The following is a 24,132-nucleotide window of genomic DNA, read 5'->3' as shown; positions in this document are numbered from 1 at the left end:
AAAAGGCCTCGCATCAGCGAGGCCTTTCATTTTGGCTTCAATCGGTTCAACTCTGCGGCCTCAATCCCTGAGTAAGTCCGAACATGAACAGCAACAAGTCATTATCGGGTCGAGTGGCCACGGATGCCTTGGCAACCCGCGGCAATGGACAATGTTCTTCTGCGTTTATCGAGCTGAGAACCTGGGGGCGTGGTTGCTCCCAGGTTGCCATCGCGATCGATGCAACTGCCAAGGCTCCTACCAAAAACAAACCTCGTGCAATTTCGAGTTTCATCGCTATAAACCCTTGATAGCGCTGCCAAACGCCGTCTCATAAAAGTAGATGAGCTTTTTCCAGTCTGCATCGCTGAACGACGAGTGGCGACGCAATTGCTTCATGTCATGGACAGCTGCGCGCTGGGCCGTCAAACGCTGTCGGCATTTCTCCAGATCGATCAGGGCCACTTCGACCTTGGCCGTCTCGCCCTCACCGGTCACACCAACGAATACGTGCTTGTCGTAGAGGCAACCGTGCTGCCAGCGGCCTTTGTGCATGCGGGCCAGGTTTTCAGCCAGGTCCTTGAGCACCCGGTCGTTTATGGCTTCACCATGACGCTCGCGACCGCCACCGGCGTACCAGCGATCGATTTCCTCGAAGCCGTCCAGCGACCTGGTGACCAGCAAAGCACGCCATTTATGCACAGGATCACGCTGTGCACCGCAGAAAACGATATGCGGAACCCGTACGCCAAGCGCGGCCACACCGGTGAGCGCAGCATGCTCGCGCATGACCGTCGGCCGCCCGAAAGGATGCTGCAAGCTACGATGGATATGCCCGGTCTGGCGCTTGACGTAGAGCAGTTGACCATCACTGCCCATCAGGCGTTGAACGCCGCTTTCCCCGCCGCGACGGACGTTGGGTTCTTCTACCCATTCACCGCGCTGATTCCAAAAGTAATCGAAGCGGTCCTGGGGAACGACTTCCGTTTCTGCTGCACACTGCACTGCCATCCTGTTACCTCTTGCGTAATACGTAAACTCGCCACATGGCATAGAGCGGCAAAAAATCCAGTTGTTCCTGGATTCGGAAACCCGCCTGCTCAAATTCCTTCTCTACGGTAGCGACCGGTAACACAAACCGGTTCTGGTAACCTTCCTGCCCGCGGGTTCTCTCCGAACGCTTGCGTTTCCAGGCCTTGAAGTTGCCATCGACCCACAGCGAAAGGATCACGCTGTCACGGGTAACTCGCTCGAATTCGCTCAAAATGGCCATGCGATGCTCGGCTTGACCGATGTGGTGGAGCAAGCGCATGCAAAAAATGCTGTCGACCGCGTTGTCCGGCAAGGCGATGTCGAATGCAGAAGTGTGCAAGGGTTGTACCCGTTTCACCACGTGGGCGGGTTGCGCCTGGATTGCGACCTTCAGCATGGACTCCGAGTTATCGGCGCCGATGACCACGCGGTTGGTTTTTTCCGCCAGCAAGGGCCAGAAACGCCCTGCACCGCACGGCAAGTCGAGGACCAGGCCGGGCTCGCCAACCAGGGCCAGCGCCTTGCGCGCCAGTTGTTCTTCACGCCAATGGGACAGTCGACGGCCGAGACCTTCCTGGTGTTTGCGCAAATAGCGTTGCGCGTGTTGATCGTCGTATTTTTCGGAAAAATCGAGTTTGATCGGACCGTCCATCACCAGGTCTCCTGAACTTCTGATAGCAACTACCTTAGCTTTCACGGTGTCGGTGACAGGTGATCCACTTGTGAAAATTTCATTAGGGAAACCCGGGAGTATTACAAGCTTTTACAGAATTGATAGGGCTTGCTGGACGCCTGACTCAACAGATCAGGTTCGGGACAACTCCACCTGAAAACGACAACCATTGGGCTCCATGGTTGTCAGGCTGACGCTCCAGCCCTGGTTTTCACAGATCCGCTGCACCAGTGAAAGTCCCAAGCCCAACCCTTCCCCGCGCTTTTCGTTGCCCCGAACGAACGGTTCGAACATTGCCTCGCGTTTTTCCTCAGGAATGCCCACGCCACTGTCTTCGACCAGAAAGCCCGTGCCCGTCAGGGTCAGGCGGATGAAGCCCTGTTCGGTGTAATGCAAGGCGTTGCGCAGCAAGTTCCCCATCACCGCCTGCAAGAGCGTCGCATTGTAGCCCTTGGCCTCAGGTTTGCCCGGCTCGAAGATCAGCTTCAACCCTTTGCTTTCAATGGGCTCGCGCCACAGACCGAGCAGGCTATCGGCCACCTGACCCAGGGTCTGCTGTGGCGACATGCTCGCATCTTCACGCTGGGCACGGGCCAGCATCAGGAAGGTTTGCACCAGCTCACGCATTTCTTCACATGCCCGGGCAATGCGCTCGACCTGGGCACGACCGCGCTGATCGAGACCAGGGTTTTCCAGCAACAACTCACAAGAACTGGCCAGGATCATCAGGGGCGTACGCAATTCGTGGCTGACGTCGCTGGTGAACAAACGCTCGCGGGTCAGGGCCTGACGCAAGCGCCCGAGGGTGGCGTCGAAGGCCACGGCCAGTTCGCCCACTTCGTCGGCGGCATAATCCGGAGCCAAGGGAGGAGCCAAACCCAGCAGTTGATCGCGATGGCGTACCTGGCGGGCCAGCCGTACCACCGGCGCCATGACCTTGCGTGCCAACACCCAGCCGAGAAATACAGCCAGTGCCAGGCTCAGTACGAAACCCACCAGCACCACGGCAAACAGCACCCGCTCGCGCTCTTCAAAATCGCTCTGGTCCTGCAACAGCACGTAACGTCGGCCGTCGACGATTTCGACCATGGCGTGGTACGACAGATTTTCACGGAACACTTCGTGGAAACCCGGCTCCAGATGCCGCAAATCCTTGGGCAAATTGAAATCGCCTGGCCCATTGCTGAAGTAGAACAATTGGTCCGGTTCGGGGCGGTGGCTCCAGTCCGTGACATTGTCCATCAGCAACAGGCGCTGCAAATCGCCGCCCAGACCGGCCGAAATCAGTTTTTCCTCCACCAGGTGTACGGTCGCCACGATGCCCATGGCAAAGGCACCCGCCACCAGTGCGCTCATCAGCGCAAAGGCAATGATGATGCGTTGAGCAAGGCTCTGCTTAAACTCCATCACGGCCCTCGGCCAGGCGATAACCCACACCGTGCACGGTTTGCAGCAATGGCTTGGCGAACGGCTTGTCGATCACCTGGCGCAGTTGGTGGACATGACTGCGCAGGCTGTCGCTGTCCGGGCAGTCGTCGCCCCAGAGTGCTTCTTCAAGAATTTCACGGCGCAACACATGAGGGCTTTTCTGCATCAACACGGCCAGCAACTTCAGGCCGACCGGGTTGAGTTTCAGCAAGCGGCCTTCGCGAGTGACTTCCAATGTGTCGAGGTCGTAACTCAGGTCACCGACCTGCAAGGTCCGCCGCCCACCGCCCTGGGTTCTGCGCATGACCGCTTCGATACGCGCTGCCAGCTCAGACAGGGCGAACGGTTTAATCAGATAGTCATCGGCGCCGGATTTGAAGCCTTGCAGACGGTCATCCAGTTGATCGCGGGCCGTGAGCATGATCACCGGCGTTTCGCGGCGAGCATCCTCGCGCAGGCGCTTGCACAGGGTGTAGCCATCGATGCCGGGCAACATGATATCGAGCACGATCAAATCGTAGTGCTCGGTGGCCGCCAGATGCAGACCCGAAAGACCATCCTGAGCGCAATCGACGGTATAGCCTTTGAGCCCCAGGTAATCGGCCAGGTTGGCCAGGATATCGCGGTTGTCTTCAACCAGTAGAATTCGCATGGGTATCTCTCCGTCCACAGTAACGGCCGTCGTGGCCCGCGCAGCTTAAGGCGAAGTTCCGCTCAGGGCTAGGACTGAGTGAAGCGCAAAAGCGCGGAAATTGACCGATTACAGCCTTAACGAGTTTTTCACTGGCGATTCACGTGCCGGCGACAGAGTCGGGTTCAAACTCTGCGCGGCTGCGCATTTGAGAACATTTCACTGATCAAGGAATTAGCATGGTTTCGACCCTTGCCCGCCCTGCCCCTCGTCCGCTCAATTTCTGGATGTGCCTTGGAGTCCCCGCCGTAACTGCAATCATTCTGGTATTGCTCGAATTGACCAGTCTGGACATGGACCTGGCCAAGCTGTTTTACGACCCGGTCGCCGGAGAATTCATCGGACGCCACAGTTACTTCCTCGAGGACATCCTGCACGATCGCGCCAAGCAAGTGGTCATCGCTTTCTCGGTGATTGCCATCCTCGGCTTCATCGCTTCGTTCTTCATGGCCAGGCTCAAACCGCTCAAGCGGGAACTGGGTTGCCTGGTACTGTCCCTGGGCCTGGCAACTTCATTTGTCACGCCCATGAAGGCGGTGACCGCGGTGCAATGCCCATGGAGCCTTGAACAATTCGGCGGTCACGAGACCTACAGCGAACTGTTGAGTCCTCGCCCACACACCGAAAAGCCAGGGCGTTGCTGGCCCGGCGGCCATGCGGCCACCGGCTTCACCCTGTTTGCCCTGTTTTTCGTACTGCGTGACCGTCGCCCGCGCATGGCGCGCGCAGCGTTTGTCTTCGCCTTTGCCCTCGGCTCGGTGTTCTCCATCGGGCGGATGATGCAGGGCGCGCACTTCTTCTCGCACAACGTGTGGACGGCGGTGTTCTGCTGGCTGATTTGTTTGGGGTCGTATTACTACGTTCTGTATCGACCGGTCTTGAGGGCGGATCGCGAGGCAAGTGCAGAACCTGTCAGCGCCTGAACCACAGTTCAAATGTGGGAACGATGTGGCCTTCGGATGCCGGGCAATAAAAAACCCCGCCTGCTTTCGCAGACGGGGTTTTTTCGTACAGGGGTAAGGCTGACTTACATCATGCCGCCCATGCCGCCCATACCGCCCATGTCTGGCATACCGCCGCCAGCTGCACCTTCTTTCTTCGGTGCATCAGCAACAGCGGCTTCGGTGGTCAGGATCAGACCGCCGATCGACGATGCAGCTTGCAGCGCGGAACGGGTGACCTTGGTTGGGTCCAGGATACCCATTTCGATCATGTCGCCGTATTCGCCAGTCGCAGCGTTGTAACCGAAGTTACCTTTGCCGCTCTTGACTTCGTTGACCACAACGCTTGGTTCGTCACCGCTGTTGGCAGCGATCTGACGCAGCGGTGCTTCAACGGCACGACGCAGAACGGCGATACCTACGTCCTGATCAGCGTTGTCGCCTTTCAGATCGTTCAGGGTTTGCAGAGCACGGATCAGCGCAACGCCACCGCCAGGTACCACGCCTTCTTCAACGGCTGCACGGGTAGCGTGCAGGGCGTCTTCAACGCGGGCTTTCTTCTCTTTCATTTCAACTTCGGAACCAGCGCCAACCTTGATCACTGCAACGCCGCCGGACAGCTTGGCCAGACGCTCTTGCAGTTTTTCACGGTCGTAGTCCGAGGAAGTTTCGGCAACCTGAGCACGGATCTGAGTGATGCGTGCTTCGATGTCGCCGTGTACGCCAGCACCGTCAACGATGATGGTGTTTTCCTTGGACAGGGTCACGCGCTTGGCGCTGCCCAGGTTTTCCAGGGTTGCGCTTTCCAGGCTCAGGCCGATCTCTTCGGAGATAACGGTACCGCCGGTCAGAACGGCGATGTCCTGCAGCATGGCCTTGCGGCGATCGCCGAAGCCTGGAGCCTTGACGGCTGCGACTTTAACGATGCCACGCATGTTGTTCACAACCAGAGTCGCCAGGGCTTCGCCTTCAACGTCTTCGGCCACGATCAGCAGTGGACGGCCGGCTTTGGCAACGGCTTCCAGCACTGGCAGCATTTCGCGGATGTTCGAGATCTTCTTGTCGACCAGCAGGATCAGCGGGCCGTCCAGCTCAGCGACCATGGTCTCTGGCTTGTTGACGAAGTACGGGGACAGGTAACCACGGTCGAACTGCATGCCTTCAACAACCGACAGTTCGTTTTCCAGGCCCGAGCCTTCTTCAACGGTGATCACGCCTTCTTTACCGACTTTTTCCATGGCTTCGGCAATGATGTCGCCGATGGAGTTGTCGGAGTTGGCCGAGATGGTGCCGACCTGAGCGATAGCCTTGGTATCAGCGCATGGCTTGGACAGGTTTTTCAGCTCTTTGACGATGGCGATGGTCGCCTTGTCGATGCCGCGCTTGAGGTCCATCGGGTTCATGCCGGCAGCGACGGCTTTCAGGCCTTCGTTGACGATCGACTGAGCCAGAACGGTAGCGGTGGTAGTACCGTCACCAGCGTCATCGTTGGCACGGGAGGCAACGTCTTTGACCAGCTGCGCGCCCATGTTTTCGAAGCGGTCTTCGAGTTCGATTTCTTTGGCTACGGAGACGCCGTCCTTGGTGATGGTCGGAGCGCCGAAGCTCTTCTCGATGATCACGTTACGGCCTTTCGGGCCCAGGGTCGCTTTTACCGCGTCAGCCAGGACGTTGACGCCCTTGAGCATTTTTTTACGGGCGGAATCGCCAAACAGAACTTCTTTAGCAGCCATGATCGATATTCCTTAAATACTTTGTAGTAGCGGGAAAATGAACGGGGGTATCAGCCTTCGATAACAGCGAGGATTTCGTTCTCGCTCATTACCAGCAGGTCTTCGCCGTCGACTTTCACAGTGTTGCTGCCGGAGTAAGGACCGAACACAACCTTGTCGCCCACTTTCACGGACAGTGCACGCACTTCACCGCTGTCCAGTACGCGGCCGGTGCCTACAGCGAGGACTTCGCCGCTGTTGGCTTTTTCAGCAGCCGAACCTGGCAGGACGATACCGCCAGCGGTTTTCTTTTCTTCTTCGCTGCGACGGATGACGACGCGGTCATGCAGAGGACGAAGCTTCATTGTCGATCTCTCCTAATTGTGGTTTTCATCGGCCGGTGTAGTCCCGGCGGGTTTAACAAAGGCCGGCGGTGCCGGTTGCGGTTCGTCAAGCGAACCGCGGAAGTCTGTCTGGCGTGTTCGCCAGAAACCTTGCGGTGACCGTTACATAAGGGCGCATAAGCTTATTACAAGGGCGGCGATGAAAATTTTTTCGGGTCGATGCCCCGCAAACGAACACGGCATCCGAAGGTGCCGTGTTCGTTTGCGTATTACTTGGTATCGCGGTGTTCGAACTCACCTTCGATCACGTTGGGCTCGCGGCCCAGCGGCTCGCGAGGCGCCGGGCCGCCACGGGCCTGGAGGTCGTCGGCGAACGCTCGCTGACGCATCGCCTGCTCTTCGGCCCGCTGGCGCATTTTACCCGCCAGCAGGCGACGACTGAACGGCAGCAGCATGAACAGGCCGATGACATCGCTGATGAAGCCCGGAAGAATCAGCAGGCCACCGGCCAATGCCAGCATCAGGCCTTCGAGCATGGTCTGGGCTGGCAGTTCGCCGCGGCTCAGGCTTTCACGGGCACGCAGGGCCGTGGCCAGGCCGGCGATGCGCAGCACAAACACGCCGAACATCGAGCCGAGAATGATCAGCAGCAGGGCCGGGAAAAACCCGATGGACCCTGCCACCTTGACGAATACGAACAGCTCCAACACCGGGAACAGCAGAAAGAGCAACAAAAAAGGGCGCATCAAATGGTTCCTCAACGCAAGAATGCCTTGCCAGTTCACCCTAGATGACGTCGCCGTTTCGTGAATTCAAGCGTCGGCCACTTCATTTTTCGGCCAATGATCGGCATGGGCCAGAGAAACCAAGGCTTCGCGAACTTGTGTCGGCGTATTACAAGGCGCCTGGAACGGTAACCAGTACAGACTTTGACCGATGCGCAGGTGCATGCCTTCGCAATCGATGCCGACCATTTGCGCCGGCACGTTTTTCGGCAGCCCGGCCAGATCGACGTAATGGGCGATGGCCTTGGCGTGATCGGCGTTCATGTGCTCGACCATGCCCACTTCGGCCTTGCCGGCGAACGGGTTGGCCAGGGTCAGGTCGTTGACCCAATGAATCGCGCCAAAACCGCCGATGTAACGGTGGCGTACAGGCTCAAGCACCCAGAAATCGAAATCGTGGGCCTTGTGATAACCCTTCGACTCCGGGAAGTAGCGGTAGTAACGCTCGGAGGCAGCGTCGATGGCGGCTTCGTCTTCGAGCTGTTGCGCCTCAGCCAGGTAAGTCAGTCGACCAACGGCCTGGACATCTTCGGCACCCCGTTCGCCGACAAAGAGCGAGCATTTCGGATCTTTTTGCAGATTATGAGTGTGTTGGGCGATGCGGCTGATCAGGATCAGCGGCCGGCCCTGCTCGTCCAGGCAGTACGGAACCACGGAACCGAACGGAAAACCGGGCATTGATTTGGAGTGCGTCGAGAGCACCCCACGGTATTCCTTGAGAAGCAATTCTCGTGCATGCTTAGCCGCTTCAACGCTCAATTTATGACTCCTTAAATAGAATCCGTCAGAAAAATGGACGGGCTGCTGGCGAAAGTCCCAGCACGCCATCGGGGCAGTTCTCATGTGCAGCCAAGCCAGGTCAGGCGCAGATCGAGAGGCCCTCTAAGGGAAACCACTCAGACCTGCTACCGGGGCATGCGAATGCAACTCACTGACAAAGTAATCATTATAACTGGCGGTTGCCAGGGTTTAGGCCGCTCCATGGCCGAGTATTTCGCAGGCCTGGGCGCGAAACTCGCGCTGGTGGACCTCAACCAGGAAAAACTCGACGACGCCGTCGCGGCCTGCAAGGCCCAAGGTGTCGAGGCCCGCGCCTACCTGTGCAACGTGGCCAACGAAGAGCAAGTGACCCACATGGTTGCCCAGGTCGCTGAAGACTTCGGCGCGATCCATGGCTTGATCAACAACGCAGGGATCCTGCGCGACGGCCTGTTACTCAAGGTCAAGGATGGCGAAATGACCAAGATGAGCCTGGCCCAGTGGCAGGCCGTCATCGACGTCAACCTGACCGGCGTGTTCCTGTGCACCCGTGAAGTCGCGGCGAAAATGGTCGAGCTGAACAACAGTGGCGCGATCATCAATATCTCGTCGATTTCCCGCGCCGGCAACGTCGGTCAGACCAACTACTCCGCCGCCAAGGCCGGTGTTGCTGCGGCGACCGTGACCTGGGCCAAGGAGCTGGCACGCTACGGCATTCGCGTCGCCGGCATTGCACCGGGCTTCATCGAAACCGAAATGACCCTGGGCATGAAGCCTGAAGCGCTGGAGAAGATGACTGCGGGGATCCCGCTCAAGCGCATGGGCAAGCCTGAGGAAATCGCCCATTCGGCGGCTTACATCTTCGAGAACGACTATTACACCGGTCGGATTCTGGAGATGGATGGCGGGTTGCGGATCTAAGCCCAACCCCAAACAACTGTGGGAGCGGGCTTGCTCGCGAAGGCGATAGATCAGTCAACTTGTTGGTTGAATGACACACCGCTTTCGCGAGCAAGCCCGCTCCCACATTTGGTCAGCGTTTATCTGGCGAACATTAGTCGTCGCTGACGCTGATGTTCGGCATCGCCGGCGTCAACGCTTCCTGCAACACGATCCGCGCGCCGACATGGCGGGCCAGTTCCTGGTAAACCATCGCAATCTGGCTATCAGGCTCGGCGATCACTGTTGGCTTGCCGCCATCGGCCTGCTCGCGGATGACCATCGACAGCGGCAGCGAAGCCAGCAGTTCAACGCCATACTGGTTGGCCAGTTTCACACCACCGCCTTCGCCAAACAGATGCTCGGCATGCCCACAGTTGGAGCAGATGTGCACGGCCATGTTCTCCACCACGCCCAGCACCGGGATGTTGACCTTGCGGAACATTTCCACGCCCTTGCGTGCGTCCAGCAATGCCAGGTCCTGTGGGGTGGTCACGATCACCGCACCGGCCACCGGCACTTTCTGCGCCAGGGTCAACTGGATGTCACCGGTGCCTGGCGGCATGTCGATGACCAGATAATCGAGGTCACCCCACGCGGTCTGGGTGACCAGTTGCAACAGGGCGCCCGAAACCATCGGCCCGCGCCAGACCATCGGCGTGTTGTCGTCGGTGAGGAAAGCCATGGACATCACTTCGACGCCATGGGACTTGAGCGGAACGAACCATTTCTGATCCTTGACCTCGGGGCGGGTGCGCTCGGGGATGCCGAACATGATGCCCTGGCTCGGGCCGTAGATATCCGCATCGAGAATCCCGACCTTGGCGCCTTCCCGGGCCAGAGCCAGGGCCAGGTTGGCCGCGGTGGTGGATTTGCCCACGCCGCCCTTGCCGGACGCCACGGCCACCACGTTTTTCACGTTCGCCAAGCCCGGAATCTGCGCCTGAGCCTTGTGCGCGGCGATCACGCTGGTGATTTCGACCTTGGCAATTGCCACGCCATCCAGCCCCTGAATGGCCATTTCCAGCATCTGCGCCCAGCCACTCTTGAACAGACCGGCGGCGTAACCCAGTTCAAGCTGAACGCTGACGCGGTCGCCCAGGATCTCGATGTTGCGCACGCACCCGGCGCTGACCGGGTCCAGGTTCAGGTAAGGGTCGGTGTATTGGCGAAGGACGGCTTCCACCGCTGCGCGATTGACGGCGCTCATGGGCAACTCCGAAAACAGGACTGGAAAAGATAGTGGCTATCGTACCTGTTCCGAGCGTTCGGCGGGATGTTGAACCTTCACCTGTTACTCATCCAATGAAACAGGCTCACAGGGTGAAAAATATGCGCCGGCGCTTTATAGTGGCCGACCTCCGTTTCATCAAGTAGCCGAGCCCCATGTCCGAGCCACGCAAGATCCTCGTCACCAGCGCCCTGCCCTATGCCAATGGTTCGATTCACCTCGGCCATATGCTGGAATACATCCAGACCGATATGTGGGTGCGCTTCCAGAAGCACCGCGGCAATCAATGCATCTATGTCTGCGCCGACGACGCCCACGGTTCGGCGATCATGCTGCGCGCGGAAAAGGAAGGCATCACCCCGGAACAACTGATCGCCAACGTCCAGGCTGAGCACAGCGCCGACTTTGCCGACTTCCTGGTGGACTTCGACAATTTCCACTCCACTCACGCCGAAGAAAACCGTGAGCTGTCGAGCCAGATCTACCTGAAGCTGCGTGACGCCGGGCACATCGCCACACGTTCGATCACCCAGTACTTCGACCCGGAAAAGAAAATGTTCCTGGCCGACCGCTTCATCAAGGGCACCTGCCCGAAATGCGGCACCGAAGACCAGTACGGCGACAACTGCGAAAAATGCGGTGCGACCTACGCACCGACCGACCTGAAGGATCCGAAGTCGGCGATCTCCGGCGCCACCCCGGTGCTCAAGGATTCCCAGCACTTCTTCTTCAAGCTGCCAGACTTCCAGCAAATGCTGCAAACCTGGACCCGCAGCGGCACCCTGCAGGATGCCGTGGCCAACAAGATCGCCGAATGGCTGGACGCCGGCCTGCAACAGTGGGACATCTCCCGCGATGCGCCGTATTTCGGTTTTGAAATCCCCGACGAGCCGGGCAAGTACTTCTACGTGTGGCTGGATGCGCCGATCGGTTACATGGCCAGCTTCAAGAACCTGTGCAACCGCACGCCGGAGCTGGACTTCGACGCGTTCTGGGGCAAGGACTCCACCGCCGAGCTGTACCACTTCATCGGCAAGGACATCGTCAACTTCCACGCGCTGTTCTGGCCAGCCATGCTCGAAGGCGCGGGCTACCGCAAGCCGACCGGCATCAACGTGCACGGCTACCTGACCGTCAACGGCCAGAAAATGTCCAAGTCCCGCGGCACCTTCATCAAGGCCCGGACCTACCTGGACCACCTGTCGCCGGAATACCTGCGCTATTACTACGCGGCCAAGCTGGGCCGTGGCGTTGATGACCTCGATCTGAACCTCGAAGACTTCGTGCAGAAGGTCAACTCCGACCTGGTGGGCAAGGTCGTCAACATCGCCAGCCGTTGTGCCGGTTTCATCAACAAGGGCAATGCCGGCGTAATGGTCGACACCAACGCCGCGCCTGAACTGACCGAAGCCTTCCTGGCCGCCGCGCCAGGTATCGCCGACGCCTATGAAGCCCGCGACTTCGCCCGTGCCATGCGCGAGATCATGGGCCTGGCCGACCGCGCCAACGCCTGGATCGCCGACAAGGCGCCGTGGTCGTTGAACAAACAGGAAGGCAAACAGGATGAAGTCCAGGCCATCTGCGCCACAGGCGTCAACCTGTTCCGCCAACTGGTGATCTTCCTCAAGCCGGTGCTGCCGCTGCTGGCCGCTGACGCCGAGGCGTTCCTCAACGTCGCGCCGCTGACCTGGAATGATCACGCGACCTTGCTCAGCAATCACCAGCTGAACGAGTTCAAGCCGTTGATGACCCGAATCGACCCGGTCAAGGTGCAAGCCATGACCGACGCCTCGAAAGAAGACCTGACCGCCAGCCAGACCGACACCGGCGAAGCCGCACCTGCCGGCAACGGCGAACTGGCCAAGGATCCGCTGTCACCGGAAATCGAGTTCGACACCTTTGCCGCTGTCGACCTGCGTGTCGCGCTGATCGTCAAGGCTGAACACGTGGAAGGTGCCGACAAGCTGTTGCGCCTGACTCTGGATATCGGTGACGAGCGACGCAACGTGTTCTCCGGGATCAAGAGCGCTTACCCGGACCCGTCCAAGCTCGATGGGCGCCTGACCATGATGATCGCCAACCTCAAGCCACGGAAAATGAAGTTTGGTATCTCCGAAGGCATGGTGATGGCGGCAGGCCCTGGCGGAGAAGAAATCTACCTGCTCAGCCCTGACAGCGGCGCCAAGCCTGGCCAGCGCATCAAGTAAGGTCTGCGGCAAATCGATCCCACAGTCGTGCCTGGCGCGGCTGTGGGATTTTCATGTCTGGCCCACCCTCCCGCCTTGCCGGATAATGCCTAAGCTTTTTAGACCATCTCCTGTAGGAGCGAGCTCGCTCGCGATGGGCGTTAACGATTATGCGTGTCCACAGGTTGAACGCAGCGCTATTGAGTCCATCGTCGGAACGCCGCCCGGACCAAGCTCGCTCCTGCAAAAACCACCGTTCTTGTCGGCACGAACAATGACCGAAATCCTGCTTACGCTTATCAGCGCTGCCTTGATCAACAACCTTGTGTTGCAATGGCCATTGGCCGTCGATCCACTGTTGGCCAGTCAGCGTCGTCAGGTACATGCTCTGGGCATTGCGACGACCTGCCTGATGCTGGTCGTGGGCATGCTCGGCTACGCGCTCTATCAATGGCTGTTGGTGCCACTGCAATTGACGCCGCTGCGTCTGTTTGTGTTTCTACCATTGAGCGTGCTGCTGATCAGCCCGTTGCTGAAGTTGCTGACGCGTTTTTTTTCGACACTACCATTCGAAGGCCTCTGGCCGTTGCTGTTGGGCAATGCTGGCGTACTCGGCGTGGCCCTGCTCAATGCTCAGGAAGACAAGGGCTTTTTTCACGCCACTGCCTTGAGCCTCGGTGCAGGGTTGGGCTTCTGGCTGGTGTTGAGCCTGTTCACTGATTTGCGTGAACGCACGGCCGACAACGATGTTCCCCTGCCCTTTCGCGGCTTGCCGATCGACCTGATTGGTGCCGGCCTGATCGCAGTGGCTTTTCTCGGATTCAGCGGACTGATCAAAACATGAGTCTGATTCAATGCATCGACGCACTCTTGCCGCAAACCCAATGTGGCAAGTGCGGGCACCCCGGGTGCAAGCCGTATGCCGAAGGCATCGCCAGCGGTGAGCCAATCAACAAGTGCCCTCCCGGAGGCAACGAAACCATCGCGGCCCTGGCTGAACTGCTGAAGGTGCCGGTGCTGGAACTGGACATCACTCGCGGCTCGGCACCCGCGCAGATCGCCTATATCCGCGAGGCCGAGTGCATTGGTTGCACCAAGTGCATTCAGGCCTGCCCGATCGATGCCATCGTCGGCGCGGCCAAGCTGATGCACACGGTGATCATTGATGAGTGCACCGGTTGCGACCTCTGCGTGGCACCGTGCCCGGTGGACTGCATCGAAATGCGCCCACTGCAGTCGAACACTGTACTGCCTGTTGTCGGGGGCCTGGCCCACACACCGCAGGCGCGGCAGGCCCGCAACCTCAAGCGCGATCACGCACGGCGCCGCTTCGAACAACGCAATGCCCGCTTGCAGCGTGAGGAGCAACAGAAAATCGCCGAGCGCCAGGCAAGGCAGCGAGCAGCACAACCTGCCGAGACGACAGCCGACCCGGTGCAGGCGGCCCTCGAGCGCGTCCGCGCACAGAAAACCGCCAATGCCGATGCCGCGCTGAAAAAGGCCAAGATCGAGGTAGCGATGAGTCGGGCGCAGTTGCACAAATCGCTGAAGGCCTTCGGGCATCCGCCGACCTTCGAACAGCAATCGCAGTTGATCGCACTGCAGGAACAGTTCGAAGTCGCCGAACAAAAGCTGGCGCAACTGGAAAGCGCCGCCCCACCTCCCCCTGCGCCGACGGCCGCGGCTGGGTCGTCAAATGATGCCGATCTGAAACGGGCCAAAATCCAGTTGGCCATGCGCCGCGCCGAACTCAAGAAGGCTCAGGCCAACGAAGCACCAGCGGAACAAATTGAAGCCCTGGAGCGCGCACTCGGTGAAGCCGAACGCCAGGTGGACGCCCATGCCAGCCCTTGACGTGGTGGATGATCGCCTGCAACAGGCGATGAAACTGGTGCTGTTGGCCACGCTGCCGGGAATCCTCGCGGCGTTCTGGCTGTACGGCTGGGGGGTATTGATCAATCTGGTTCTGGCGGCCACTGCCGCGTTGACCGTCGAGGCCGCCGTCGTGCAATGGCGCAAGCAGCCGCCGGGGCCAACTTTGAGTGACGGTAGCGCGCTGGTCAGTGCCACATTGCTGGCTCTGGCGCTGCCGCCTTACTGCCCATGGTGGCTGACCCTCAGTGCCGCCGCTTTTGCGATGGTGTTTGGCAAGCACTTGTATGGTGGCGTCGGTTCGAATCCCTTTAACCCGGCGATGCTCGGCTTGGCTCTGGTGCTGGTGACTTTTCCCCAACCAATGACCCATTGGCCATTGCCCCATGGCATGGATCTGCTGAGCGGCCTGCAGCATGTGTTTGGCATCGGCCGTGTGCCGGATGCGTGGGTGCAGGCCACGGCACTGGACAGTCTGCGGATCAACCGAAGCCTGACCATGGATGAACTGTTTGCCGGCAACCCGGCATTCGGCCACTTTGGCGGCCGGGGGGTGGAATGGGTGAACCTGGCCTTTGTGGCGGGTGGAGCGTTTCTCCTGCAACGAAGGGTGATCAGCTGGCATGCACCGGTCGGCATGCTGGCCAGCCTGTTCATCATCAGCCTGTTGTGTTGGAACGGTTCGGGCTCCGACTCCCATGGCTCGCCGTTGTTTCATTTGCTGACCGGCGCGACCATGCTGGGAGCGTTCTTCATCATCACCGAACCGGTGTCCGGCGCCAGAAGCCCTGGCGCAAAACTGTTGTTCGGCGCTGGTGTTGGGCTTCTGACTTATCTGATTCGTACCTGGGGTGGCTACCCGGACGGCATCGCCTTCGCTGTGCTGTTGATGAACCTGTGCGTGCCGGCGCTGGAGCGGTTCGTGGCGGCCAGGCAACAGCCGGAGGCGCCATGAACCGGACATCAAGCATCGCGCTTGTGGTGCTTTTGGCCGCACTGGGCCTTGGCGTGACGTACTTCGTACAACTCGGCAGCGCGCCACGCATTGCAGCCGAACAGCGCCTGATCGACAGCCGTAACCTGCTGGACCTGATCGCGCCAGACAGCTACGACAATCAACCACTCGAACACCCCATAACGATTGAAGCAGCCGCACTGACCAACAGCACCTTGCTGGGTGGTTATCTGGCGACCCGGGCCGATCACCCCGTCGCGGTCTTGCTGCGCAGTCAAACCCTTGGCTACGCCGGTACCATCAACCTGTTGATCGCAGTCGACGCCAATGGCAGGTTGCTGGGAGTCAAAACTCTCAAACAGTCGGAAACACCAGGACTGGGAGCTCGGATCGCCGACTGGCCCAATGCCTGGCTCCAGGTTTTTTCCGGCAAGTCTCGAACAGAACCTGGTGACAGCGGCTGGGCGCTGAAAAAGGATCAGGGACAGTTCGATCAGATCGCAGGCGCAACCATCACCTCAAGAGCGGTGATCAATGCCGTCCACGATGCCTTGCGCTACTTCGATGAACACCGGCAACAATTGCTCGGAATCCCTGTCCATGGATAACTCATCGACCCTGCGCAACGCCTTGATGCTGACGCCACTGATCGGCGTCACCCACTCGCTGATGGCTGCAGTTGGCCTGTGCCTGATGTTCATGGTGGTGACTCAGTTGTTCGGTCTGGCCATGGGTGCCCTGCGATCTCGACTGATCCCCGCGACCCGTATGCTGGCCAGCATCCTGTTGGCAGCCACACTCACCAGTTGCGCGGAACTCATGGCACAAGCCTGGTCGCTGCAATGGCAGCAGCATCTGGGGATTTATGGAGCCTTGATCGCCTTGCAATGCGTCGTACTGGAACACACCGGGGTCTTTCAGAGCGATTGGCGTCAACGACTGCGACTCAATAGCCTGTTTGCCACGCTGATGATCGCGCTGGGCTTGCTGCGCGAACTCATCGGCAACGGAACACTTGGAAACCATCTATCGTGGCTGTTCGGCGCAACGCAAACTGACTGGCATGGCTGGGTGCTGGTGGCTGACGGCGGACTGCGTCTGACCACTCTGGTCCCTGGCGGGTTCATCCTGCTCGGACTCCTGATCGCCGCCTGGCAGGCCTGGCGGCCCACCCCCACACATTAATTGCCTTCGAGGAAACGCACAGCCCATGAATGCCGCAAAACGTCTGGAGATTTTCCGCCGACTGCACGAGGACAACCCGGAACCAAAGACCGAACTGGCCTATTCCTCTCCCTTCGAATTACTGATTGCCGTGATTCTCTCGGCGCAGTCCACCGATGTCGGCGTCAACAAGGCCACAGCCAGGCTTTTCCCGGTCGCCAATACCCCGGCAGCGATGCATGCCCTGGGTGTCGAAGGACTGTCGGAGTACATCAAGACCATCGGGCTGTACAACAGCAAAGCGAAAAACGTGATCGAAACCTGCCGTTTGCTGGTCGAGCGTCACGCCGGCGAGGTCCCACAAACCCGCGAAGAGCTGGAAGCACTGCCCGGCGTCGGCCGCAAGACCGCCAATGTGGTACTCAATACGGCATTCCGTCAGCTGACCATGGCCGTCGACACGCATATTTTCAGGGTCAGCAACCGGACTGGCATTGCTCCCGGCAAGAATGTGGTGGAAGTCGAGAAAAAACTGATGAAATTCGTGCCCAGGGAGTACCTGCTCGACTCCCATCACTGGCTGATCCTTCATGGTCGCTATGTTTGCCTGGCCCGCAAGCCCCGATGCGGAAGCTGCCGGATCGAGGATTTGTGCGAATACAAGCACAAAACCTCCGACGATTGAGGCGCTATTAGGTTTATTGATTTGTCGATTGAAAAAATCTTTTTTACCCGCCAGGAGAATGTCGATATAAGGGGCGCCAAAGGCCTTCTTAGCCTGGAGCAACTAAATGAGTACTGGCAAAGAGCAATTAGACGTAGAAGACGATTTCACCACCGCCGAAACCGATGACGCTGAACCGGTGGTTGAAGTAGCGAAAACTAATCTGAGCAAACGCCGCACCATCGACAACCTGCTAGAGGAGCGCCGACTGCAAAAGCAATTGGCCGATTACGATTTTGATTTATGACACCTGAAAGCCTCCCGAAACGGAGGCTTTTTTTTGCTAAGTGCCGTGCCCCGATAAGCGCCCCTTGTCGCGCAGTTATGCCATCACACCAGACCATTGCGTTGTGCCAGTTCGATCAGATCGACCAGAGACCGCGCATTCAGCTTGAGCAACAGGCGAGTCTTGTAAGTACTGACTGTTTTATTGCTGAGAAACATCCCATCGGCAATCTCTTTATTGGTCTTTCCTCTGGCCAACTGCTGCAGGACCATCATTTCCCGCCCCGACAACCGGTCAACCATATCGGCCTCACTGGCATTCCCCAAACTGCAACGTACGGTATGTAAGGCTTGATTAGGAAAGTAACTGTAGCCTGACAAAACGGCCTTTATTGCACTGAGCAACTCCGTGAGGTCTTGTTGTTTGCAGACATAACCAGCTGCACCGGATTGCATGCAGCGCATCGAAAAATGTCCCGGCGCCTGGGAAGTTAAAATCAGCACTTTCATCGGCATTGAGGTCGAAGACAAACGCGCGATGACTTCCAACCCGTCCAGCTTCGGAATCCCGATATCCAGAATGACGATATCCGGCATAAGTTCACGGGCTAGTTGCAGTGCGTCCACACCATTATCGGTTTCTGCAATAACTTCGTAGCCATGACGTTCCATTAGCATACGTACCGCAAGACGAATGACGGGGTGATCATCCACGATCAGCACTTTATTCATGGGCAAGTCCAATTTTCGCTGTTCGAATTTTTAGAGCCCGCACAATAGCCTAGTCGTTTCACCCATGGCATGTCGCCCCTCCCGGCCACCCACACCAAGAGACATCCCCTACAAACAACACGGATTCCTCCTACAAAAACCCCTCGAACAGAATGAATTTAAAACTGTATCAGCGTCAGTGTGTCGCACTTTCCAGCAGCCATCCGTGTCGATTTACGACCAAAATTTTCCGAGAGCCAGCTTGATCTGGTCGCGCCCTGACAACTACTAGCCACTACCTTTCCGCTATAACGTAACTGATATTTACACACTCAACACTCACACCAGAAATATCACACACCTCGCATCCAATTACTCTTACAGCAAATAATATTTTTTGAGCAATCATTAAAATACGCCAAAAATTCATGAAACCGACGAGCGATACAACAAACAAATAAAAACCTATCAAAAACCAGCAGACAATCAAAAGCACTACAATAACCACCACACCAAGCCAACTTCATAAACCACTCGAGAACAGACAACCCGACATGAGTACAGAATATGATAAAGAAACGAATCACCAATCCAATGACAATTATCGCGATATTCGCAGCGCTCTCTGAAACTTCGGCAGCCGTCTCTCTACCCTTCCTTGATCAGGAGGAAAGAGAACTCTACGTCTGGTTCCTTATCAGTTTTCCGTTCTATTTACTTTTGCTTTTTTTCGCGACACTCAACTTCAACTATAAATCACTTTATGCACCCTCCGATTTTGAGAAGGGAAAGCACTTCATGAAGGTCATGGATGATGTTGGGCGCTCGGAAAAAAAAGCGTCCGCAAAACCGTCTGAAAACCCCACACTGGAAACGTCAGCGAATGACTGGCAGTCAGCCCGAACGCCCTGTGGCGCACAGGACCCGCCAACCGGGATTGGTCTGCAAACCGTTGTCTCTGTTCAGCATCACCTTCAGTTACCGGAGCCGGTAAAAGACCTGTACATCGTTGATGTACGCTGGATGAGCGAAGAGGTCGAGTTTGGAGCGCTGCTGGAAAAAATCCAGAGGCCACGGGAAAAGACGGCGCACGTGATTCTGTTTGTCACTTGTGCCGTTTCGGAGAAACTACTGAAGGCCAGTGCGCTTGGACATACAAAGCAGGCCAGCAAGCGCGGTGCCGCCTTTTATGTGACCTACAATCTGGACTCGCACAGGTTGTCGGTCATTGATCACGCCGGGCAACCGGCGAACAGCAACCTGTAGTACAGCTCAGGCCATCGAGAAGGAGAAAAACAGGAAATCATCAACGGAAACGAAAACACCCAACAACGCAGTAACTGGCATCACACCCCGTTTTCAGGTACCTGACCTCGTCGAGGACGAGGTCAGGTACCCATCACGATGTCAAAGGTCTCAGAACAGCTTCCGGCCTTTGTTCGCCGCAATGCGCATGCGCAGGGCGTTGAGCTTGATGAAGCCCGCGGCATCCGCCTGGTTGTACGCGCCGCCATCTTCTTCGAAGGTAGCGATGTTGGCGTCGAACAGCGAGTCGTCGGACTTGCGGCCAGTGACGATCACATTGCCCTTGTACAGTTTCAGGCGCACAACGCCGTTCACGTTGACCTGGGACGCATCGATCATCTGTTGCAGCATCAGACGCTCAGGGCTCCACCAGTAGCCGGTATAGATCAGGCTGGCGTACTTGGGCATCAGCTCGTCCTTGAGGTGAGCCACTTCCCGGTCCAGGGTGATCGATTCGATCGCACGGTGGGCACGCAGCATGATGGTGCCGCCAGGGGTTTCGTAGCAGCCACGGGACTTCATGCCCACGTAGCGGTTCTCGACGATGTCGAGACGGCCGATACCGTGCTCACCACCGATACGGTTCAGGGTCGCCAGCACGGTGGCTGGAGTCATTTCGACGCCGTCCAGCGCGACGATGTCGCCGTTGCGGTAGGTCAGTTCCAGGTACTGCGGCTTGTCTGGTGCGTTTTCCGGGGAAACGGTCCAGCGCCACATGTCTTCTTCGTGCTCGGTCCAGGTGTCTTCCAGCACGCCGCCTTCATAGGAGATGTGCAGCAGGTTGGCATCCATGGAGTACGGGGACTTCTTCTTGCCGTGGCGCTCGATCGGAATCGCGTGCTTCGCGGCGTAATCCATCAGCTTTTCACGGGACAGCAGGTCCCACTCGCGCCAAGGAGCGATCACTTTCACACCTGGCTTCAAGGCGTACGCACCGAGCTCGAAACGAACCTGGTCGTTACCCTTGCCGGTGGCGCCATGGGAAATGGCGTCTGCACCGGTTTCGTTGGCAATTTCGATCAGGCGCTTGGCGATCAGCGGACGAGCGATGGAAGTACCCAGCAGGTACTCGCCTTCGTAAACGGTGTTGGCGCGGAACATCGGGAAAACGAAATCGCGCACGAACTCTTCGCGCAAGTCGTCGATGTAGATCTCTTTGACGCCCATGGCCTGAGCCTTGGCGCGTGCAGGTTCGACCTCTTCGCCCTGACCCAGGTCAGCGGTGAAGGTCACTACTTCACAGTTATAAGTATCCTGCAGCCACTTGAGGATCACCGAAGTGTCCAGGCCGCCGGAATACGCCAGAACGACCTTGTTTACGTCCGCCATGCCATCACTCCACGGGGTTCTACGGAAAGCCGGGAAGTCTACCGCTCATGCAAAATAATTTACAGTGGCGCGACAGCTTATGACGACGAAGCGACAGATTATGTCGATGGCGCGACGATTACAGCCGGGTCAGGAAGTGGCCGAAGTGGCCGCCTTCGTCGCTTGCGGGGCGACTTGTTCCGCGGGTGCTCCGCGCTCCAGGCGCACTGCTACTCGACGGTTCTTCGCGCGGTTGGTGTTGTTGGTGTTAGGCGCCACCGGATAACGCTCGCCATGGAAACGCAGGGTGATTTGCGATTCCTGGATGCCGTTGGCCTTGAAGAACTCCATCACTGCCAGGGCTCGGCGCCGCGACAGGTCGCGGTTGGTCAGGCGGTTGCCGCTGTTGTCGGAGTGACCGTCGAGCTCGATGTGATTGACCGTCGGATCGGCCTTCATGTACTCCAGCATTACCTGCAGTTTGGCTTTTGCGGCGCTGTCGAGTTCGATTCCGCCGCCGGGGAAGCCGATTTCCGATTGCTTCACCTGTTCGAAATTCTGTGGCAACAGTTTCGCCACGCAACCCTGGTAGTCGGCAAACGCCTTGGTGAACCTGACCGGCAACAAGCGTACTTCCGACACCCGCCCATCCCCTGAGGAATGTCGAACGACCGGACTGCGACCGTCCATCAGGCCACTGATCAGACGCCCGGCCTGAACCTGTGAGCTATTGAACAATACGTTGCCGCTGCCGATTCTCACCGTGCCCAGGTTGATATCGTCACGGCCCGGTTGCCACGGCGCAGCAGCGGCCAGCAAGGTGGCCGAACCACCGCCGATCATCGGGTTGTAGGCTTTCAGACGGAAAGTCGCCTGCTCGCCGGCACGACGCACGAACTCGCCCGAACCGAAATCGGTAACCGGTTGAGTCAGGCGGCATTCGAACTTGTCGCCTTCGACCGTCCACTCAATGTTCTCCAGACGTGTCTGGAAAGTGAGTGCCATCGCCGGAAGGCTGGCAAACACACTGAGCAAGGCTAAATAACGCTGGCGCACGGGAGGCTCCACTGGCTTCTACAACAAAAAGACCGACACACACATGTTTACGGCATACCTGTTGGATATCGGAAGCTTCCTGCAAAACTTGATAGCGAGTGCCTGCAAGAGTCTTTTCCGGTAGCATTCCCTTGAGTTTGACCCGCCTGGAATCCCCTCATGTCCGACCGCCTGACCCTGCTGCGTCCCGACGACTGGCATATTCATCTTCGCGATGGTGCCGTGCTGACCAATACCGTCGCGGATGTCGCGCGCACCTTTGGCCGCGCCATCATCATGCCCAACCTGGTTCCACCGGTACGCAATGCGGCCGAAGCCGACGGCTATCGGCAGCGGATTCTCGCTGCCCGCCCGGCCGGCAGCCTGTTCGAACCACTGATGGTCCTGTACCTGACCGACCGCACCCAGCCTGAAGAAATTCGCGAGGCCAAGGCCAGCGGGTTCATTCACGCCGCCAAGCTGTACCCGGCTGGCGCGACCACCAACTCGGATTCTGGCGTCACCAGCATCGACAAGATCTTCCCTGCACTCGAGGCCATGGCCGAAGTCGGGATGCCGTTGTTGGTCCACGGTGAAGTCACCCGGGGCGATGTCGACGTGTTCGACCGGGAAAAAATCTTCATCGACGAGCACATGCGTCGTGTGGTCGAGCGTTTCCCGACCCTCAAAGTGGTCTTCGAACACATCACCACCGCGGACGCCGTGCAGTTCGTCAACTCGGCTTCGGCCAATGTGGGCGCGACCATCACCGCGCATCACCTGCTGTACAACCGCAACCACATGCTGGTGGGCGGGATTCGGCCGCACTTCTATTGCCTGCCGATCCTCAAGCGCAATACCCACCAGGAAGCCTTGCTCGACGCGGCCACCAGCGGTAGCGACAAGTTCTTCCTCGGCACCGACTCGGCTCCCCACGCCCAGCATGCCAAGGAAGCGGCCTGCGGCTGCGCCGGTTGCTACACCGCCTATGCGGCGATCGAGATGTACGCCGAAGCCTTCGAACAGCGCAATGCGCTGGACAAGCTCGAGGCCTTCGCCAGCCTCAACGGCCCTCGGTTCTATGGTCTGCCGGCCAACACCGATCGCATCACCCTGGTCCGCGAAGAGTGGACCGCCCCGACCAGCCTGCCATTTGGCGAGCTGACCGTTATCCCGCTGCGCGCCGGTGAAAAACTGCGCTGGCGCCTGCTGGAGGAACACGCGTGAGTGAAGACCATTTCGACGACGAACTGGAAGGCAATGGCGGCGGAGGCGGCCCTCGTCATCCAATGGCGGCAAGGTTTCGTGGTTACCTGCCGGTTGTCGTCGACGTAGAGACCGGTGGCTTCAACTCGGCCACCGATGCCCTGCTGGAGATCGCCGCGACCACCATCGCCATGGATGAAAAGGGTTTTGTTTACCCGGATCACACCTACTTTTTCCGTGTCGAGCCGTTCGAAGGCGCGAACATCGAAGCGGCAGCCCTGGAATTCACCGGGATCAAGCTCGATCACCCGCTGCGCATGGCGGTGAGTGAAGAGTCTGCCCTGAACGATATCTTCCGCGGCGTGCGCAAGGCCCTCAAGGCCAACGGTTGCAAACGGGCGATCCTGGTCGGGCATAACAGCAGTTTCGACCTGGGCTTCCTGAATGCGGCGGTTGCGCGGCTGGACATGAAGCGCAATCCGTTCCATCCGTTCTCCAGCTTCGATACCGCAACGCTGGCCGGTCTCGCTTACGGCCAGACCGTGTTGGCCAAGGCGTGCCAGGCAGCGGACATCGACTTCGACGGTCGCGAGGCTCACTCGGCTCGCTACGACACCGAGAAGACGGCAGAGCTGTTCTGCGGCATCGTCAATCGCTGGAAACAGATGGGTGGTTGGGAAGATTTCGACGATTGATTGCGGTCCCTGATACACCTGTAGGAGCGAGCTTGCTCGCGATGGATTCAAGAACGCCACGGGGAACCAGACAGCCCGCGTTATCGTTAACCACCATCGCGAGCAAGCTCGCTCCTACAGGGACTTCAGCACATAAAAAAACCGGCCTCGAAGGCTAATGCCGATCAGTTAAGCCCTCTCGCTTGACCTTTGGCCGCAAGAAATCAAAATCCGATGCCTGTACTGGCATCGG

26 protein-coding genes are annotated in these 24,132 nt (G+C 58.4%); 13 read left to right on the top strand and 13 right to left on the bottom strand.

Annotation, left to right across the window (positions count from 1 at the left end; genetic code table 11):
• Positions 1 to 46: 46 nt before the first annotated feature.
• The 5 genes from AC3WTM_RS03885 to colR form a co-directional block, all read right to left on the bottom strand.
• Positions 47 to 274, bottom strand: coding sequence for a hypothetical protein (locus AC3WTM_RS03885; RefSeq protein ID WP_102671217.1), 228 nt, complete (start codon positions 272 to 274; stop codon positions 47 to 49).
• 2 nt (positions 275 to 276) lie between these two features.
• Complete coding sequence (locus AC3WTM_RS03880) at positions 277 to 990, bottom strand: lipopolysaccharide kinase InaA family protein (RefSeq protein ID WP_102671218.1); 714 nt, start codon at positions 988 to 990, stop codon at positions 277 to 279.
• 4 nt (positions 991 to 994) lie between these two features.
• On the bottom strand, positions 995 to 1,663 hold the full coding sequence (locus AC3WTM_RS03875) for a class I SAM-dependent methyltransferase (protein ID WP_102671219.1): 669 nt from the start codon (positions 1,661 to 1,663) through the stop codon (positions 995 to 997).
• A 153-nt stretch (positions 1,664 to 1,816) separates the two neighbouring features.
• The gene (locus tag AC3WTM_RS03870; protein WP_102671220.1) at positions 1,817 to 3,091 is read right to left on the bottom strand and encodes a sensor histidine kinase; all 1,275 of its coding nucleotides are present in this window, start codon (positions 3,089 to 3,091) and stop codon (positions 1,817 to 1,819) included.
• The gene (gene colR, locus AC3WTM_RS03865; protein ID WP_007985839.1) at positions 3,081 to 3,764 is read right to left on the bottom strand and encodes a two-component system response regulator ColR; all 684 of its coding nucleotides are present in this window, start codon (positions 3,762 to 3,764) and stop codon (positions 3,081 to 3,083) included. The genes AC3WTM_RS03870 and colR overlap by 11 nt, the downstream gene beginning before the upstream one ends.
• Positions 3,765 to 3,982: 218 nt before the next feature.
• Here colR and AC3WTM_RS03860 point away from each other — a divergent pair, with 218 nt between their 5' ends.
• A complete protein-coding gene (locus AC3WTM_RS03860) occupies positions 3,983 to 4,726 on the top strand; it encodes a phosphatase PAP2 family protein (RefSeq protein WP_102671221.1) in 744 nt (247 codons plus the stop codon).
• A 104-nt stretch (positions 4,727 to 4,830) separates the two neighbouring features.
• On the opposite strand, the gene groL is transcribed toward AC3WTM_RS03860, so the two are convergent.
• The 4 genes from groL to AC3WTM_RS03840 form a co-directional block, all read right to left on the bottom strand.
• Positions 4,831 to 6,477 carry a chaperonin GroEL gene (gene groL / locus AC3WTM_RS03855; protein WP_102671222.1) on the bottom strand — a complete coding sequence of 549 codons (1,647 nt, stop codon included), beginning with the start codon at positions 6,475 to 6,477 and terminating at the stop codon, positions 4,831 to 4,833.
• A gap of 50 nt (positions 6,478 to 6,527) precedes the next feature.
• On the bottom strand, positions 6,528 to 6,821 hold the full coding sequence (locus AC3WTM_RS03850; RefSeq protein ID WP_102671223.1) for a co-chaperone GroES: 294 nt from the start codon (positions 6,819 to 6,821) through the stop codon (positions 6,528 to 6,530).
• Positions 6,822 to 7,069: 248 nt separating this feature from the next.
• Positions 7,070 to 7,546, bottom strand: a complete 477-nt coding sequence (locus tag AC3WTM_RS03845; RefSeq protein WP_057713449.1) for an FxsA family protein — start codon at positions 7,544 to 7,546, stop codon at positions 7,070 to 7,072.
• 66 nt (positions 7,547 to 7,612) lie between these two features.
• Positions 7,613 to 8,344, bottom strand: a complete 732-nt coding sequence (locus tag AC3WTM_RS03840) for a HugZ family pyridoxamine 5'-phosphate oxidase (protein WP_102671224.1) — start codon at positions 8,342 to 8,344, stop codon at positions 7,613 to 7,615.
• Between the two features lie 162 nt (positions 8,345 to 8,506).
• Here AC3WTM_RS03840 and AC3WTM_RS03835 point away from each other — a divergent pair, with 162 nt between their 5' ends.
• Positions 8,507 to 9,265, top strand: a complete 759-nt coding sequence (locus tag AC3WTM_RS03835) for an SDR family oxidoreductase (RefSeq protein ID WP_102671225.1) — start codon at positions 8,507 to 8,509, stop codon at positions 9,263 to 9,265.
• 133 nt (positions 9,266 to 9,398) lie between these two features.
• Here the strand turns inward: AC3WTM_RS03835 and apbC are convergent, their stop codons facing one another.
• Entirely contained in the window at positions 9,399 to 10,493 is a 1,095-nt protein-coding gene (apbC, locus tag AC3WTM_RS03830; RefSeq protein WP_102671226.1) for an iron-sulfur cluster carrier protein ApbC, read from the bottom strand.
• Positions 10,494 to 10,669: 176 nt separating this feature from the next.
• Here apbC and metG point away from each other — a divergent pair, with 176 nt between their 5' ends.
• The 8 genes from metG to AC3WTM_RS03790 all read left to right on the top strand — a co-directional run bounded on the left by metG (position 10,670) and on the right by AC3WTM_RS03790 (position 17,662).
• A complete protein-coding gene (gene metG / locus AC3WTM_RS03825; RefSeq protein ID WP_102671227.1) occupies positions 10,670 to 12,721 on the top strand; it encodes a methionine--tRNA ligase in 2,052 nt (683 codons plus the stop codon).
• A 253-nt stretch (positions 12,722 to 12,974) separates the two neighbouring features.
• Positions 12,975 to 13,544 (top strand): electron transport complex protein RnfA, encoded by a 570-nt coding sequence (locus AC3WTM_RS03820; protein ID WP_102671228.1) that lies wholly within the window; start codon positions 12,975 to 12,977, stop codon positions 13,542 to 13,544.
• Positions 13,541 to 14,554 carry an electron transport complex subunit RsxB gene (gene rsxB / locus AC3WTM_RS03815; RefSeq protein WP_102671229.1) on the top strand — a complete coding sequence of 338 codons (1,014 nt, stop codon included), beginning with the start codon at positions 13,541 to 13,543 and terminating at the stop codon, positions 14,552 to 14,554. The genes AC3WTM_RS03820 and rsxB overlap by 4 nt, the downstream gene beginning before the upstream one ends.
• Positions 14,541 to 15,527: an RnfABCDGE type electron transport complex subunit D gene (locus tag AC3WTM_RS03810; RefSeq protein WP_102671230.1), complete on the top strand. Its 987-nt coding sequence runs from the start codon at positions 14,541 to 14,543 to the stop codon at positions 15,525 to 15,527. The genes rsxB and AC3WTM_RS03810 overlap by 14 nt, the downstream gene beginning before the upstream one ends.
• Positions 15,524 to 16,135, top strand: a complete 612-nt coding sequence (locus tag AC3WTM_RS03805) for an RnfABCDGE type electron transport complex subunit G (RefSeq protein ID WP_102671231.1) — start codon at positions 15,524 to 15,526, stop codon at positions 16,133 to 16,135. Before AC3WTM_RS03810 ends, AC3WTM_RS03805 begins: the two co-directional genes overlap by 4 nt.
• Positions 16,128 to 16,712 (top strand): Rnf-Nqr domain containing protein, encoded by a 585-nt coding sequence (locus AC3WTM_RS03800; protein ID WP_102671232.1) that lies wholly within the window; start codon positions 16,128 to 16,130, stop codon positions 16,710 to 16,712. Before AC3WTM_RS03805 ends, AC3WTM_RS03800 begins: the two co-directional genes overlap by 8 nt.
• Positions 16,713 to 16,737: 25 nt before the next feature.
• Positions 16,738 to 17,376 carry an endonuclease III gene (nth, locus tag AC3WTM_RS03795; RefSeq protein WP_102671233.1) on the top strand — a complete coding sequence of 213 codons (639 nt, stop codon included), beginning with the start codon at positions 16,738 to 16,740 and terminating at the stop codon, positions 17,374 to 17,376.
• Between the two features lie 106 nt (positions 17,377 to 17,482).
• Positions 17,483 to 17,662, top strand: coding sequence for a PA3496 family putative envelope integrity protein (locus AC3WTM_RS03790; RefSeq protein ID WP_007972325.1), 180 nt, complete (start codon positions 17,483 to 17,485; stop codon positions 17,660 to 17,662).
• Positions 17,663 to 17,745: 83 nt separating this feature from the next.
• On the opposite strand, the gene AC3WTM_RS03785 is transcribed toward AC3WTM_RS03790, so the two are convergent.
• Positions 17,746 to 18,372, bottom strand: a complete 627-nt coding sequence (locus AC3WTM_RS03785) for a response regulator transcription factor (protein WP_008053528.1) — start codon at positions 18,370 to 18,372, stop codon at positions 17,746 to 17,748.
• Between the two features lie 546 nt (positions 18,373 to 18,918).
• On the opposite strand from AC3WTM_RS03785, the gene AC3WTM_RS03780 reads away from it, so the two are divergent.
• A complete protein-coding gene (locus AC3WTM_RS03780; RefSeq protein ID WP_102671234.1) occupies positions 18,919 to 19,617 on the top strand; it encodes a hypothetical protein in 699 nt (232 codons plus the stop codon).
• Between the two features lie 150 nt (positions 19,618 to 19,767).
• Here the strand turns inward: AC3WTM_RS03780 and AC3WTM_RS03775 are convergent, their stop codons facing one another.
• On the bottom strand, positions 19,768 to 20,985 hold the full coding sequence (locus AC3WTM_RS03775) for an argininosuccinate synthase (protein ID WP_007972320.1): 1,218 nt from the start codon (positions 20,983 to 20,985) through the stop codon (positions 19,768 to 19,770).
• 129 nt (positions 20,986 to 21,114) lie between these two features.
• The gene (locus AC3WTM_RS03770) at positions 21,115 to 22,020 is read right to left on the bottom strand and encodes a flagellar protein MotY (protein WP_057713436.1); all 906 of its coding nucleotides are present in this window, start codon (positions 22,018 to 22,020) and stop codon (positions 21,115 to 21,117) included.
• 159 nt (positions 22,021 to 22,179) lie between these two features.
• Here AC3WTM_RS03770 and pyrC point away from each other — a divergent pair, with 159 nt between their 5' ends.
• The gene (gene pyrC, locus AC3WTM_RS03765) at positions 22,180 to 23,226 is read left to right on the top strand and encodes a dihydroorotase (protein ID WP_090457540.1); all 1,047 of its coding nucleotides are present in this window, start codon (positions 22,180 to 22,182) and stop codon (positions 23,224 to 23,226) included.
• A complete protein-coding gene (gene rnt / locus AC3WTM_RS03760; protein WP_046043606.1) occupies positions 23,223 to 23,900 on the top strand; it encodes a ribonuclease T in 678 nt (225 codons plus the stop codon). Before pyrC ends, rnt begins: the two co-directional genes overlap by 4 nt.
• The last annotated feature ends 232 nt before the right edge of the window (positions 23,901 to 24,132 follow it).

It is taken from the genome of Pseudomonas sp. EU05-FHT14B02 (assembly GCF_058791055.1).
The sequence above is the reverse complement of the archived record's forward strand: the minus strand, read 5'-3'. Positions and strand labels throughout refer to the sequence as shown.